Raw genomic sequence first — 14,198 nt, 5'->3', positions numbered from 1 at the left:
ATCTCAGTTACGCGGGTTCTGAAGGTTGGAGCGGGTGAAGACATAGGCGGGAATGGGAACATTGAACTGCGCCGCGGTCGTGTCCAGCCGAGTCCAGCGCTCCTTCTTGTTTGCCGGTCGCATCGTCACCACCACCGGGTAGTCGCGCCCCCCAATGCGGCCCACCCTGTCGGTGGTCATCTGGCGTACGACCTGCATATCCTGGTCGAAGAAGGTCTCCTGCAACAAAATGCCGTCGTCGCGCACCTTGACCTGCTGCTTGCCCCAGACCACCGGCGCACCAGGTTTCGGCAGCGCTTCGATGCTATAGACAGTGTGGCCGCCGGCACGACCCGTGCCGACGATCTTGTGGCTGTATTCGGTCAAGATGTCCTCGGCCTTCGACAGGTCGTTGTAGGAGAAATCCGACCCCATCCACGATTGCGCCAGCATCGAGGCAGGCAGTTTGATCACCTGATTGAGCTTAGGATTGTAGATTAACGTCATAGGACCCAGTTTCAGCGTAGCGTTACCCGCATCCTTGGCGGGGGCGGTGAAGCGTACGAGCGCCTTGTCATGCCCCTGGGTCCAGCCCCTCATCGTTAGGTGGCGTTCCCAGCTTTGCCGGTGGATCGTCATCGTCACCGTGGATTCTGATGAGTTGGCCCGCCAGTTGTCGAACGCGGCCCGCAAGAGTGAGGTCGCGTCCGCCGCCGCTCCGGCCCCGGCGCTCGCGGCCAGCGTCGCCGCTCCCACAACCACCGCCGCCACAGTCCTCGCGATGAGCCGTTTCAATCGCTGCCCTCCTCGCTTTGCGCACCCCAGCCGCCGCTTGGACCTCGGTGTCCGGAACGTGCAGCACCATCAGCGCGAATGTGTGGACCACCCGGTTCACACCTCTGGTCGATACGCCCCCCAGATGCTACATGTCAACCCATGAGCCGCCCTCGTTTCGACAAACTCGACCCAGCGCGTCAGCAGCGACTGTTCGACAACGCCGCCGAGGAATTCGGTGAAAAGGGCTATGAGGGGGCTTCGCTCAACCACATTCTCGAACGCTCGGGCATGAGCAAGAGCTCGCTCTACTACTACTTCGACGACAAGGCGGACCTGTTCACCACATTGGTCGAGCGCTCTGTCGGCTTTCTTATGAAGGAGATCGGGGGCTTCGACCCAGAGGCGCTGACCGCCAATACCTACTGGGGAGAGATGGAGGCGCTCTACCGCCGCTCGGTTCGGCTGATGAACAAGAGCACCTGGTATGTGAAGATGGGACGGATGTTCTATCGACTGCGTGGGGATCCCAAGAAGTCGGCACCCACCGGCCGTCTTTTTCAAGCCGCGCGGCACTGGGTCGGGCTAATCCTCGCTCGAGGGCAGGAGCTGGGCGTAGTGCGCACAGATTTACCCGACTCGCTGCTGATCGACAGCGCAATGGCCCTAGGCGAGGCTCTCGACCGTTGGATCGTCGCCCATTGGGACGATTATACGCCTCAGGAACGACTAGCGATGGCAGAACAGCATATCGGCTTGTTCCGGGCATTGCTTGATATTCAGGCCACGCGATAGCCAAGCCCTCCTATTGGACCGTTGTCTCATACAACGCCAGTATGCCGCCGCTGAACCACATACCTGTTCGCCAGCGTTCCCGATCTGCTGATCCGAGCGGACCTCGGACGGACGAAAGCAATCGCGGTGATGTCCGTCTTCATTGCCGCTCACAGCCTCGCGGGGGCACACCCCCGGAAAGCACACGCAGGCCCCAGGTTGGTGCGAAGCTCATGGCTCGAGACCAAGTCATTTAGGCCCCTGCCCCGCCCGGTGCGCGCCGAAAGTGCAGGCGAACGCCTGCCACCCTGCGTATGGTTCGCATTCATTGCGCGCCGCCAGCCGCTCTCCGCCCAAAACAGATTGATTACCAATCCAAAACGTTTCAGATTGCTCGTCTGTAGAAACTAAAACGTTTTGGAATCACATTGAGCAAGCGTTGTACCCTCAAGGAACTGGCTGGTGCTGCCGAGGTTTCGGTGGCGACAGCCTCGCGCGCGCTGGCCGGTTACAGCGATGTTGCCGTCGGCACCCGTGAACGGGTGCGCCAGCTCGCGCGCGAAATGGGCTATGCGCCGAACATGGCCGGTCGGATGCTCGTCTCCGGCCGGACCGGCTTCGTCGGGCTCGTCCTGCCGGTGCGCGGCCCGGATTTCGTCGACAGCTTCCTGGGCGATTTTGTCACTGGCCTGGGTGAAGGGCTGGTGGCGGAGGGATGCGACCTTTTCATCGCCGCGGCCTCCAAGGACCAGACCGAGCTGGAGGTGCTCCAGCACCTCGTCCGCGCCGGTCGCGCCGATGGTTTCGTGCTGACTCGGATCGCCGACGGCGATCCGCGCGTCCGCTTCCTTATCGACCAGCGGGTGCCGTTCACCACCCATGGCCGCATGGCGGCGGAAGAGAGCTTCAGCTGGCTCGACACCGACGGCGCCGGTGCCTTCGCCACTGCTTTCCGACTGCTCCACGACCTCGGCCACCGCCGCTTCGGGATAATCTCGATCGCCGAACAGATGGGCTTCAGGCGCGACCGCGAGGCGGGCCTGCGCGGCGCCATCGCGGCGGCGGACGATCCAGCCGTGATACTGACCGAGACCCATGCCCCGCGTTTCGACACCGCCGCCCATCGCCACGCGATCCGGGAGCTTCTGTCGCGTCCGGACCGGCCGACGGCGTTGATCGCGCTTTTCGATGAGCTTGGCCTGATCGCGATGCAGGAGGCCAATGCCCTCGGGCTTTCGGTGCCGCAGGACCTCTCGGTGATCGGCTTCGACAATGTGCCGGCGGCGGGCTTCGCGATGCCGGGGCTGACCACCTTTGATCAGGCCACGCGCGACAGCGCGCGCCAGATCGCAGCGATGCTGACGGCGCAGATCCGCAGCCCCGCCGAAGCCCCGGCCACGACACTCCGTCAGGCGGTGCTGATCGAACGCGCCAGCCACGGGCCCGCGCCCTGACCACCACTATGGACTACAACGACAAACAAGGGAGGAAGACATGAAAACGACATTCAGAGGTCTCTGCACCGCACTCGGTGCCGTCCTCGTCCTGGCAGGTGCCCAGGCGAAGGCGGATGTGCTGTTCTGGTCGACCCAGGCCAAGCCGGTCGAAGAGACCCAGGCGATGCGCAGCGAGGTCCTGAAGGGCTTCGACGGCAAGGTGAACTACCAGGCCAACGACCCCGGTCCCTGGCTGACGCGGGTGCAGGCCGAGATGAAGGCCGGCAAGGGCTCGATCCAGGTGCTCGGCGGGCTGCACGGTGATTTCACCAGCCTCTCGGACGGGCTGATGGACCTTTCGAAGATCGACCTCGGCGGGGTGAAGGTGAACCCGAGCTTCATGAAGCTGGGCAAGCTCGGCTCCAAGGAGCAGAAATACATTCCCTGGATGCAGGCCACCTATATCATGGTCGCCAACAAGAAGGCACTGCCCTACCTGCCGACGGGTGCCGACATCAACGCGCTCACCTATGACCAGCTGATTGCCTGGGCCAAGAATCTCGACGAGAAGACCGGCAGCCCGAAATTCGGCCTGCCCGCCGGCCCGAAGGGCCTGCTGCACCGCTTCCTGCAGGGCTACCTCTACCCGTCCTACACCGGGTCCATGGTTACCAAGTTCCGCTCGCCCGAGGCTGTGACCGCCTGGCAGAAGCTGAAGGATCTATGGAAATACACCAACCCCGCCTCGACGGGCTACGCCTTCATGCAGGAGCCTCTGCTGAGCGGCGCGGTCTGGGTGGCCTTCGACCACACCGCACGGCTGGCCGATGCGCTGAACAAGAGGCCGAATGACTTTGTCGCCTTCCCGGCGCCGGCCGGCCCCGCGGGGCGCGGCTTCATGCCAGTCATCGCGGGGCTCGCGATTCCGAAAACCGCGCCGGACAAGGCAGCGGCCGAGAAGCTGATCAAGTACATGCTGCAGCCCTCGACCCAGATCGCCACGCTGCGGGCCACGAGCTTCTTCCCCGTCATCGACGTGAACCTGCCCAATGACATGCCGCCTTCGGTCAAGGCCTCGGGTGCCGCCATTGCCAAGATGTCGGGCGCCAAGGACGCGCTACCGGCGCTGCTTCCGATGGGGCTGGGCGATCTCGGCGGAAAGTTCAACCAGGTCTACATCGACACCTTCCAGCGGATCATCCTCGGCGGCCAGCCGATCAAGCGCGTGCTGGATGACGAGGCCGGTACGCTGCGGGCGCTGATGAAGAAGGCCGATGCGCCATGTTGGGCGCCGGATGCGCCGTCGAAGGGCGCCTGCCCGGTCAATTGAGACGCCGCTAGGCGGTTCCGATCGGCGGCCCGGATACCGGGCCGCCACCCCCCTGATCCCGGAGGACCGGCCATGCCCTCGCGCGGCCTGCCATATCTGCTGCTCTTGCCGGCGACGGTCTTCCTCGCCGTGTTCTTCCTTTACCCGTTCACCCAGATCGCCTGGGAGGCCTTCTCCGGTCCCGGAGGGGTGACGCTGTCGCATTTCGCGACCATGGTGAACTACTGGAAATTCCCCGCGGCGCTGGAGAACACGCTGCTGCTGGCGGTCGCGGTCGTGCCGCTGCAGACGGCGATGGCACTGGCGATGGCCGTGCTTGTCAGCAAGCTCGAGAAGGGCCGCGACCTCATCCTCTACATCTTCACCATCCCGCTCGGGATCTCGGACCTCGCCGCAGGGCTGATCTGGTTCGCGATTTTCCAGCAGACCGGGTTCCTGAACTCGGCCCTGCATGCGCTCGGGGTCGTCCACACGCCGGTGATCTGGCTCGGTTACCAGTCGAAATGGGTTATCTTCCTGGCCGTCATGCTGGCCGAGATCTGGCGCGCGACGGCGATCATGCTGGTTATCATCGTCGCCGGCATGGGGCTGATCCCGAAGGAATACGGCGAGGCGGCCGAGGTCTTCGGCGCCGGGCCGTGGCAGCGCTTCCGCCGAGTGACGCTGCCGCTTCTGAGGCCCTCGCTCCAGACCGCGCTCATCCTGCGCACAATCCTGGCCTTCGAGGTCTTCGCCGAAGTCGCGGCACTCGGGGGCACCAACTTACCGGTCTTGATGGGCGAGACATTCCACTGGCAGTTCGACCTGCAGGACGGCCACACCGCGGCCGCTTTCGCGATCGTCATCCTCGCGATCTCGATCGGCTTCACGCTGCTTTATCTGCGCCTGCTGCGCGTGCCTAAGGGGGCAGGAATATGAGCGATAACGCCACCTTTCGCCGCCGCGGGCGCTGGCTGACCGGCGGCTCTGTGCTGCTCCTCTGCGCCTGGGTGCTCGGACCGATCTACCTGCTATTCCTGAACAGCTTCTCCTCCCCCAGCGCGGTGACAGGTTTCCCGAAGCACTGGCTGCCCAGCTTCAACCTCGACAGCCTGCAGTTCTTCATCGAGTTCCAGGGGGTGGCCTCTGCCTTGTGGAACTCGATCCAAGTGGCAACGCTGACGATGGTGTTGTCGATCGTCCTCGGCGCGCCGGCGGGCTACGCGCTGTCGCGGTTCGAATTCCGCGGCAAGTCACTCTTCCGGATCATGGTGCTGATGACCCGCGCCTTCCCGCTGCCGCTGCTCGCGCTGCCGCTTGCGGTGATGTATATCCGCGTCGGGCTGGACGACACGCCGCTAGGCCTCGCGCTGGTCCATACCACTCTGGCGCTGCCCTTCGCAGTGCTGATCACCTTCTCGCTCTTCTCCGGGATCCCGGTGGAGCTGGAGGAGGCGGCCTGGACAATGGGCTGCACCCGGGCGCAGGCTTTCCGCAAAGTCGTCCTGCCGCTGGTGATGCCCGGCATCACGGCCTCGGCCATCTTCGCTTTCGTGATCTCCTGGAACGAGGTCTTCGCGGCCTCGGTCCTGACCGTACAGCACCGGACGCTCACCGCGTTCCTGCTGACCTCGCTCGACGTGTCGCCCTTGCCGCTGAAATTCGCGGGCGGCTTCGTCCTTGTTCTTCCCGCGCTGATCTTCATCTTCCTGGTGCGGAAATACCTCTTCGCGATGTGGGGCATCGCCAACCGATAGGAGCTCGCTTGGCCGAGATCGTCATCAAAGGGGTCGCAAAGACCTTCGGCGCCTTCACCGCCCTCCACTCGGTCGACCTGACGGTGGCCGATCGGGAGTTCGTGGTCCTCCTTGGGGCCTCGGGCTGCGGCAAGACCACGCTTCTGCGCATCATCGCCGGGCTCGAGAGCGCCAGCGGCGGCGAGGTCTGGATCGGCGGGCGCCGGGTGGATCACCTGCCGCCGCGCCAGCGCGGGATCGCCATGGTGTTCCAGAACTACGCCGTCTTCCCGCATCTGACCGTCTTCGAGAACATCGCCTTCGGCCTGCGCATGCAGAATCTGCCGATGGCCGAGATCACAAGGCGGGTGGAGAGGACGGCGGAGCTGATGCATATCGAGCAGCTCCTCAAGCGCTACTCCGGCCAGCTTTCGGGCGGGCAGCGCCAGCGCGTCGCGGTGGCGCGCGCGCTCGCCATGGAACCCTCGGTGATCCTGATGGACGAGCCGCTCTCCAACCTCGACGCGCTGCTCAGGCTGGAGATGCGGGCGGAGTTGAAGGGGATCCTTGCCGAAAGCCAGACCACCACGATCTACGTCACCCATGACCAGGTGGAGGCGATGAGCCTCGCCGACCGCATCGCGGTGATGCAGGGCGGCCATATCCTCCAGGCGGCCGAGCCGATCGAGGTCTACCGCAACCCCGCCGCCCGCTTCGTCGGCGCCTTCATCGGCAACCCGCCGATGAACTTCCTGCCCGCAAACCGCGGGGCTGGGGGATGGGAGGTGGCCGGCCTGCCGGTGCTCGGCCCCGAGAGTGGCGAGGCGCTGGAATTCGCCGTCCGGCCCGAGGACCTGCGCCCGGCGGCCAAAGGCCTACCCGCCCACGTCAAGATCGTCGAACCGCTCGGGCCGCACCTTCTCGTGACCTGCGACGTGGCGGGCCATGGCTTTCGCGCCATCCTCGAAAGCGATACGTCCGTCCGGACCGGAGACCTCCTCCACCTCGCCCCGCTCGAGGGTCGCGCGCGCTGGTTCGACCTCGCCACCGGCCATTCCGTTCCCGTTTGAGATCCAAAATGCACGACCGATCAGAGCTTGTTGCCGCCGCCACCGCCATCCTGAAAGAGAATGACCGGGGCAGCTATACCGTCCCCACGCGCGGCCTCTACCCTTTCCAGTGGAACTGGGATTCCTGCCTCAGCGCGCTCGGCCTCGCCCGGCTGGACGAGGGGCGCGCCTTTACAGAGATCGAGACGCTCTTCGCCCATCAATGGCCCGACGGGATGGTGCCGCATATCATCTTCCACGTAGAGGATGACGGCTATTTCCCCGGCCCGAACGTCTGGCAGACCGGGCGGCCGGTGCCGACCTCGGGTATCACCCAGCCGGCCGTCGCGGGCTTCGCGCTGCGCCGCCTGGTGGAGCGCGCGCGCGACCGCACCGAGGCCGAGCGCCGGGCGCTGGCGCTTCTGGAACCGATCCACCGCTGGCATGAATGGTTCTTCGCGATGCGTGATCCGGCGAGGGAGGGGCTGGTCGCCATCCTGCATCCCTGGGAATCCGGCCGCGACAATTCCGTGGACTGGGACCTCGCGTTCGAGCGGGTGCCGACCTCGGGTATCACGCCCTATACCCGCCGCGACCTCGCCCACGCTGATGCCTCGATGCGGCCCACCAAGGAGCAATATGACCGCTACCTGTGGCTGGTGGAACGCTTTCGGAGCCTCGGCTGGGACAATGCGAAACTGCATGACGCCTCGCCCTTCCAGATAGTCGATCCCGGCCTCAACGCGATCCTGCTGCGCTCCTGCCTCGACCTTGCCGCGCTGGCCGAAGGCCTTGGCGCAGGGGAGATCGCGGCGCGGAACCGGGCCTGGGCGAAGGCCGGGCTGGCGGCGATGGAGGGGCTATGGAGCGATCGACTGGGCCAGTACCTCTGCCGCGACCGGGTGACCGGCACGCTGGTCGACAGCGCCTCCGTGGGCGGGCTGATCGCGGCCTTCGCGCCGCTACCGCCCGCGCGGCTGCGGACGATGGCCCGGCGGATCGAGACGCTTGCCGCGCGCTGCCGCTACGTGGTGCCGAGCCACGATCCGGCGGACCCGCGCTACGACGCGCGGCGCTACTGGCGGGGGCCGGTCTGGCTCATCGTGAACTACATGATCTCGGACGGGCTGGAAGGCGTGGCCCCTTCGGTTGCGGAACGGATCCGCGAGGCCTCTCTGGAGCTGATCGGGACCGGCGGTTTTGCGGAATATTACGACCCCAACACCGGCGCGCCCTGCGGCGGGGGGCGGTTCACCTGGACCGCGGCGATGGTGCTGGAGTTCCTGGCCCAGGCCGAGGCGGCTGGGACAGAGGCCTGATATCGCACGGACAAATAGTCCAGACCCTGGCCCGGCAATTTGCTCGGCCCGAATAGAAGGCCACTTGAACAAGGCGACCTTTCGGAAGGTCGCTGATGTAGGTGTCCTCAGCTTCTGGAACCCGGTGATTTGAACCCAAAGGAACGACCGAATAGGTGGGCGTCTCTGCCCGGGAGTTCTGAGGGCCGAGAGGGCCGTGTTCCGACCACCTCATGACGTAATAGACGGGGCTACCGCGCCCGTCGATTTGCCGTGCCGTAGCTCTCTTCACCCTTTCACGCGGCGGTTCGACGGATCGTATGGAGGGTCGAGTTCAAGGCGAGCCGGCAACCTGTCGCCCCCGACCACAAGTTCATAGGTCCCCTTCTTGAGGTATTGCGGCGTGGCGCCCTCGGGGTTGCGGACATAGCCGTAGCCGACGGGGCAGCCAAGCGTGTAGCCGAAGCCGCCGGAGGTGAGATAGCCGACCGGCTGGCCGTTTCGCAGGATGGTCTCGCGGCCGACGAGCACCGCTTCGGGATCGTCGAGCAGGAAGCCGGCGAAGCGCTTCGCCAGCGGCTTGTCCCGCGCCCTCTCCAGCGCCTCGCGGCCAAGGAACGCGGCGGTGCCGCGCAGCTTGACGGCCCAACCGAGGCCCGCCTCGAAAGGCGTGTCGTTCGGCGTGATGTCAGACGACCAGGCGCGGTAGCCCTTTTCCAGCCGCAGGCTTTCGAGCGCGCGGTAGCCGACGGGCCGGATGCCCTCCGCTGCGCCGGCCGCCATCAGCGCGTCGAACACCGCTGCCGCATCGCCGGTGGCCATGTGCAGCTCCCAGCCGAGCTCCCCAGCATAGGTGATCCGGAGCGCGCGGACCTCGGCGCCCGCGATCCGGAGGAGGCGGAGATGGCCGAAGGGGAAACCCGCATTGGTCACGTCGCCATCGGTCACCTTCGCCAGCACCTCGCGCGAGCGCGGCCCCATCAGCGTCAGCACCGCCAGCTCCTCGGTGACATCGCGGATCGCCACGTCGCGCCCCTCGGGCAGGTGGTCGGCGATCCAGCCGCCGTCATGGGTTCGGAAGCCGGTGCCGGTGACGATGTAGAACCGGTCGGGGCCGAGGCGAGCAACGGTCATATCGGCCTCGATCCCGCCCCGGCGGTTGAGGAGCTGGGTATAGGTCCAGCGCCCCGGCGGCTTGGTCACGTCATTTGCGCAGACCCAGTCGAGCGCCGCCTCGGAATCCCGGCCGGTGACCTCGAACTTGGCGAAAGACGACTGGTCGAGCAACCCGACCGCCTCGCGGACGTGTCGGTGCTCCTCTCCCACCGTCTCGAACCAGTTCTGGCGGCCCATGGAGTAGACATCGGCCGCCTCGACCCCTGCCGGCGCGAACCAGTTCGGCCGCTCCCAGCCGAGCTTGGAGCCGAAGACGGCACCCCGGGCCTTCAGCCGGTCGTAGAGTGGCGAGACGAGCCGCGGCCGGCCGGAGGCGTATTCCTCATGCGGAAAGGCCACCGTGTAGTGCTTGCCATAGGCCTCCAGCGTGCGGTCGCGCACCCAGTCGCGGTCGCGGTGCAGGGCGGAGAAGCGGCGGATGTCGACTGTCCAGAGATCGAGTGGCGCCTCGCCGTTCACCGCCCAGTCGGCCAGCACCCAGCCGGCGCCGCCGGCCGAGGCGATGCCGAAGGCGTTGAAGCCGGCGCCGACATACATGTTGGCGCATTCCGGCGCGGCGCCGAGGATGAAATTCCCGTCCGGCGTGAAGCTTTCCGAGCCGTTTATCATCTGCCTCACCCCGGCTTCGGCAAGCGCCGGGACGCGGGCGATGGCCTGCTCCATGTGCTGGGCGAAATGATCCCAGTCGTCGTCGAACAGCCGGAACTCCCAGTCCGCCGGCACGTCGCCGGTGGTCCAGGGTTTCGGGTCGGGCTCATAGCCCCCCATCACGAGGCCACCCGTCTCCTCCTTGAAATAGGTCCGCCGATCAGGGTCCCGCAGCGTCGCAGCGTCGCGCGAGAGGCCGGGGATCGCCTCGGTGACGATGTACTGGTGCTTCACCGGCTGCAGCGGCACGGTGATGCCGGCCATTATCCCAACCTGCCGCGCCCATTGGCCGGCGCAGTTCACGACCGTCTCGCATTCGACGGGGCCTTCGGCCGTCTCGACATGGGTGATGCGGTTGCCCTGCATCCGGAAGCCGGTCACCCGCACCCCCTCCACCAGCTGCGCCCCGTGCATCCGTGCGCCCTTGGCCAGCGACTGGGCGATGTCGGCCGGACTGGCTTGCCCGTCGGTCGGCAGCCAGGAGGCGCCGATCAGGTCGGAGGTGTCCATCAGCGGCCACATCCGCTTCACCTCGGCGGGCGAGATCAGCTCCATCTCCATCCCAAAGCTCCGCGCGGTGGTCGCGAGGCGGCGGTATTCGGTCCAGCGGTCGGGGGTGGTGGCGAGCCGCAGGCAGCCGGTCATCCGCCAGCCAGTCTCAAGCCCCGTCTCGGCGGCGAGGCCCTTGTAGAGTTCCACCGAATATTTCAGCACCCGGGTGATCGAGGCAGAGGAACGGAGCTGGCCGACCAGCCCGGCGGCGTGCCAGGTCGTGCCCGAGGTCAGCCGATTCTGCTCCAGTAGCAGCACGTCGGCCTTGTGGTCGCGCGCCAGGTGATAGGCGGTCGAGCAGCCGATGATGCCGCCGCCGATGACGACGATCTGGGCACGGTCCGGAAGGCTCATCTGAAGGCTCCACTGCGGTAGATGTCGAGCGCCTCGGCCAGCCGGTCGAGGTTCTCCTGCGCATAGGCGGCGAAGTCGACCCCCGGCGTGGCAAGGTGGAGCTCGGAGACCATGGCCCACATCGCCTCGCGCAGAAGCGACGCACATTGCATGGCCGAGAACGCCCTGAGGAACGCCCGCCCGGGCTCATGCCCGAGATAGGTGGAGAGTAAACGCAACGACTGCTCCGCGGTCATCCCGGCGTTTGAGGAGGCGCCAGCAAGGTCGAACATCGCGGTGCCGAGGCCCGCGTATTCGTAGTCGATCAGCCACAAGCTCTCACCGTCGTCGAGGATGTTGGCAGGCAGCAGGTCGTGATGGCCGAAGACGACGGGCAGCGGGATCTGCGCCGCCTCCAGCTCCGCCCCGAGCGCTAGGTAGCGCGGCAGCTCCCCTGCCCGGGCGGTGGCGGCGAGCATTCGGGCATAGTCGCGGATTACGTGGAAGACCCAGAACATGTAGCCGGGGCCGGCGATGCGCGGCGGCATGTCGCGGTGAAACGCACGCAACAGCCTGCCGATCCGCTCCGGGTTCCCGACGACATCGGCTGCCGACCAGGTGCGGGCCTCAAGGAAGGCGGACACCATGACGCCGGGCGCCGCGTATTCGACCTCGGGCCCGAAGCCGCCCTCATGTGCCGCCCGCGCAGCGATCACCTCGCGCTGGCGGTCGATGTGGTGAAACGGATAGTCGGTCCCGAACCGGACAACATGCACGCCGGCCCGGTCGGTCACCTTCCAGCTGACGTTGGAGAGCCCGCCGGCGAGGGGCTCGACCTGAATTCTCCCCTGCCACAACGGCAGCGACCTGAGGCGCTCTATGGTCATAAGCCATATTGGTCCGTGCGCGATCTCCAGGCAATGGGCGTGCGCCACCCCGATGCAGGGCTTGGACTGGTCCCCGATTTGGCCATACAAAGCCTCACTCGGTGCCCACTGCAGAACCTACGCGAGCGCCGAAAAGCTGCCGAGCCGCCCGCAAGGATCCCGACCTGGCCTCTGAACGGCCGCTTGGCGCGCGCGTTGCTGTCCTTCAGAGAGGACGCGGCTTGGGCAAACTCCGAGTGGGGCGGCCGTTGAAATGTGGCCCAGCTTCAAGGTAAATTTGCCGCTTCTATGCCGCAGAAGACTCTTCTCCGACCGTGCCCAGCAATCTTAGGTTTTGATAGGTATACGTATGCCAAGCAAAATCTTAAAGCGATAGGCATTACCCCACTCAGCAGAATTGCTATGAGCGCATATACCGATCTGGTGCGGCTCTTGAAGGAAGACGCAATGTTCGGCGTTGAGGATGAGCCGACGCTCAAGCAGCGCTGCAACAAGGCTTACTGGTACGCTGCGCTCCGCGTCGGATCGGAGATGCTTTTCTCCTACATCGGCGAAGGTTCCGACGAGACACGCACGCGCACCGACCTTGTCGAGTGGGGATGAAACGGCCGAGACCGCACGCGCAGGCCTCACGATTGTCTGGGAGCGCCGAACAACAGTGCCGCAGTTAAAACGCGGAGATCGTGTATCGATTCCGCAACATATGGGGAGCCGGCCCATGTTCCAGGCGCGCGAACAGGCCGATCTTGCATTCTTGATGGTCCGCGCGAAGCCGGCGCAACAAGTCTGGGGGGCCGCCCCTGCTGCCAATCAGCGGCCGCGGTTTCGTTTGCTTCGCGTCGGGCGTCTCTCGGCCTCGTCGGCTTCGATTTGGGGTATTTCGACCCAAACGCCAGATACGCCCGTTCGCACCCACATTGCGTCAGTCTCGATATTCCAGAGACAGTCACTGCTCTCAAAGCTGGCCGCGTTCCAAGGCATGTCCTTTGGAACCCCGGGCACGGGCGCGTCCATGCATTTGTCGTAGATGTCTGTGAGTTTGTCCTGAGTCATCGCTTCCCTGGCGCTTAGATCCCGTGCTTTCGTGACGGAATACGTCCTCGCGGCAATGTCGGTTCAATGACCGTCGAGTGCGCAGAATCGGGCAGAGGCACCCGCCCGGCTGCGGCCGGGTAGAGCGTGAAAGCGCCGCCAGTCCGAAAGGGAAATTCCAACACGGGAACGGTTAACCCGGGATGAACGCCGGCGCTCCGGCAGCTCTGCGAGTTATTGAGGTCACGCCTATAGCAAGTTCCCCAACAGGAGCCCGAGCGCCGAGCTGACAATGAGAGCAGCGCCGAATACGATCGTTTCGATCAGAGCCTTTCGCGCGTTTGTCTCCTGACCTGCTCGCCGTATGCCCCCGGTTTCGGAGATTTCCGGGGAAGCAAGTGGCGGAAGAAAAGACCCGCGCCGAACATTTGTCCGGGCGCGCCGTCCGATGCCGATTATGTTGTCCTGCGACATCCTTTAAAGTCCCGGATCTAGCTCTGATGCGGCGGCGTGCTGCCCGCGAGGGCAGTGGTGATCCAGAAATGCGACGCAAGAGTGCAGCTCTGGCGGCTTTCCTGTGTCATTAGATCGGGTGTGAGGACAGTGCTGCGCCTAGAAAACTACTTGCGCAAATTGCTCGATCTCATATTCGTTGTGCAGACGATCGCCCCACGATAGCCAACGCCAGATCGAACCTTCGTCGTCGGCACGGAAAGTCGGTGCGGTGGTCTCCCGATCGTCGTCGATGGCGGCGGTGAGTTAGCTCGGTGTCAAGTCTGCCCCTTTGTTCCACGAAAACGCTTCAATAGAAAAGTGCTGCCGATGAAAGTTTAACCGAGCAAGGAAGGCCTCCAGCATGAAGCCAACGACGTCTTCCGTATAAATAAAACCAATTCTCAAGCCAGTTTCACAGACTTCCCGTTCATTTACGCCTCCGTGAACCGCATAGCATGCTCGGCGGCATGGTGGACAAGCATTCTAATCCCAGCGTTGCTCACCCCAGAGGTTGCCACCTATCTGCACAGCAACGCTTCAAAAGAACTGCTGAATTGCTGCAGAGCCGCCGGCCGTTTCGCTGGTGTAGCGAGTTTGGCCGCTTGGGGTGTTGTTGGAACCACGCGCTTTGTGAACCGAAAATGAATGCGTTGTTTTGCGACGGTTAAACAACATTGTGCTGTCATTAAGGAGCGGCGTCGAATGCAATCGACAGAGAAT

General features: G+C 64.9%; 11 protein-coding genes. 8 read left to right on the top strand and 3 right to left on the bottom strand.

The window, feature by feature from the left end; genetic code table 11:
* Positions 1-3 precede the first annotated feature (3 nt).
* A complete protein-coding gene (locus EIP85_RS11455) occupies positions 4-774 on the bottom strand; it encodes an outer membrane lipoprotein-sorting protein (protein ID WP_127902316.1) in 771 nt (256 codons plus the stop codon).
* A 141-nt stretch (positions 775-915) separates the two neighbouring features.
* Between EIP85_RS11455 and EIP85_RS11450 the strand changes: the two genes are divergently transcribed.
* The 7 genes from EIP85_RS11450 to EIP85_RS11420 all read left to right on the top strand — a co-directional run bounded on the left by EIP85_RS11450 (position 916) and on the right by EIP85_RS11420 (position 8,376).
* The gene (locus tag EIP85_RS11450; protein WP_164871708.1) at positions 916-1,548 is read left to right on the top strand and encodes a TetR/AcrR family transcriptional regulator; all 633 of its coding nucleotides are present in this window, start codon (positions 916-918) and stop codon (positions 1,546-1,548) included.
* Positions 1,549-1,955: 407 nt separating this feature from the next.
* Positions 1,956-2,981, top strand: a complete 1,026-nt coding sequence (locus EIP85_RS11445; RefSeq protein WP_127902314.1) for a LacI family DNA-binding transcriptional regulator — start codon at positions 1,956-1,958, stop codon at positions 2,979-2,981.
* 40 nt (positions 2,982-3,021) lie between these two features.
* Positions 3,022-4,293 carry an ABC transporter substrate-binding protein gene (locus EIP85_RS11440; protein WP_127902313.1) on the top strand — a complete coding sequence of 424 codons (1,272 nt, stop codon included), beginning with the start codon at positions 3,022-3,024 and terminating at the stop codon, positions 4,291-4,293.
* 72 nt (positions 4,294-4,365) lie between these two features.
* A complete protein-coding gene (locus EIP85_RS11435; RefSeq protein ID WP_127902312.1) occupies positions 4,366-5,211 on the top strand; it encodes a carbohydrate ABC transporter permease in 846 nt (281 codons plus the stop codon).
* Entirely contained in the window at positions 5,208-6,029 is an 822-nt protein-coding gene (locus EIP85_RS11430) for a carbohydrate ABC transporter permease (RefSeq protein WP_127902311.1), read from the top strand. Before EIP85_RS11435 ends, EIP85_RS11430 begins: the two co-directional genes overlap by 4 nt.
* A gap of 8 nt (positions 6,030-6,037) precedes the next feature.
* Positions 6,038-7,078, top strand: coding sequence for an ABC transporter ATP-binding protein (locus EIP85_RS11425; RefSeq protein ID WP_127902310.1), 1,041 nt, complete (start codon positions 6,038-6,040; stop codon positions 7,076-7,078).
* An 8-nt stretch (positions 7,079-7,086) separates the two neighbouring features.
* Positions 7,087-8,376, top strand: a complete 1,290-nt coding sequence (locus EIP85_RS11420) for an MGH1-like glycoside hydrolase domain-containing protein (RefSeq protein ID WP_127902309.1) — start codon at positions 7,087-7,089, stop codon at positions 8,374-8,376.
* Positions 8,377-8,643: 267 nt separating this feature from the next.
* Here EIP85_RS11420 and EIP85_RS11415 read toward each other — a convergent pair whose 3' ends face one another.
* Positions 8,644-11,085 carry a GcvT family protein gene (locus EIP85_RS11415; RefSeq protein ID WP_127902308.1) on the bottom strand — a complete coding sequence of 814 codons (2,442 nt, stop codon included), beginning with the start codon at positions 11,083-11,085 and terminating at the stop codon, positions 8,644-8,646.
* Positions 11,082-11,951 carry a choline/ethanolamine kinase family protein gene (locus tag EIP85_RS11410; RefSeq protein ID WP_127902307.1) on the bottom strand — a complete coding sequence of 290 codons (870 nt, stop codon included), beginning with the start codon at positions 11,949-11,951 and terminating at the stop codon, positions 11,082-11,084. Before EIP85_RS11410 ends, EIP85_RS11415 begins: the two co-directional genes overlap by 4 nt.
* 402 nt (positions 11,952-12,353) lie before the next feature.
* Between EIP85_RS11410 and EIP85_RS11405 the strand changes: the two genes are divergently transcribed.
* Positions 12,354-12,554 (top strand): hypothetical protein, encoded by a 201-nt coding sequence (locus EIP85_RS11405; protein WP_241559975.1) that lies wholly within the window; start codon positions 12,354-12,356, stop codon positions 12,552-12,554.
* Positions 12,555-14,198: the final 1,644 nt, after the last annotated feature.

The organism is Solirhodobacter olei (genome assembly GCF_004010155.1).
Taxonomy (GTDB): domain Bacteria; phylum Pseudomonadota; class Alphaproteobacteria; order Rhodobacterales; family Rhodobacteraceae; genus Solirhodobacter; species Solirhodobacter olei.
The sequence above is the reverse complement of the archived record's forward strand: the minus strand, read 5'-3'. Positions and strand labels throughout refer to the sequence as shown.

What these genes read in the sequence shown, in the direction of transcription:
- EIP85_RS11415 (WP_127902308.1), bottom strand. Translation starts at nt 11,085, where the DNA reads ATGAGCCTTCCGGACCGTGCCCAGATCGTCGTCATCGGCGGCGGCATC.
- EIP85_RS11405 (WP_241559975.1), top strand. Translation starts at nt 12,354, where the DNA reads ATGAGCGCATATACCGATCTGGTGCGGCTCTTGAAGGAAGACGCAATG.
- EIP85_RS11420 (WP_127902309.1), top strand. Translation starts at nt 7,087, where the DNA reads ATGCACGACCGATCAGAGCTTGTTGCCGCCGCCACCGCCATCCTGAAA.
- EIP85_RS11430 (WP_127902311.1), top strand. Translation starts at nt 5,208, where the DNA reads ATGAGCGATAACGCCACCTTTCGCCGCCGCGGGCGCTGGCTGACCGGC.
- EIP85_RS11440 (WP_127902313.1), top strand. Translation starts at nt 3,022, where the DNA reads ATGAAAACGACATTCAGAGGTCTCTGCACCGCACTCGGTGCCGTCCTC.
- EIP85_RS11410 (WP_127902307.1), bottom strand. Translation starts at nt 11,951, where the DNA reads ATGACCATAGAGCGCCTCAGGTCGCTGCCGTTGTGGCAGGGGAGAATT.
- EIP85_RS11450 (WP_164871708.1), top strand. Translation starts at nt 916, where the DNA reads ATGAGCCGCCCTCGTTTCGACAAACTCGACCCAGCGCGTCAGCAGCGA.
- EIP85_RS11435 (WP_127902312.1), top strand. Translation starts at nt 4,366, where the DNA reads ATGCCCTCGCGCGGCCTGCCATATCTGCTGCTCTTGCCGGCGACGGTC.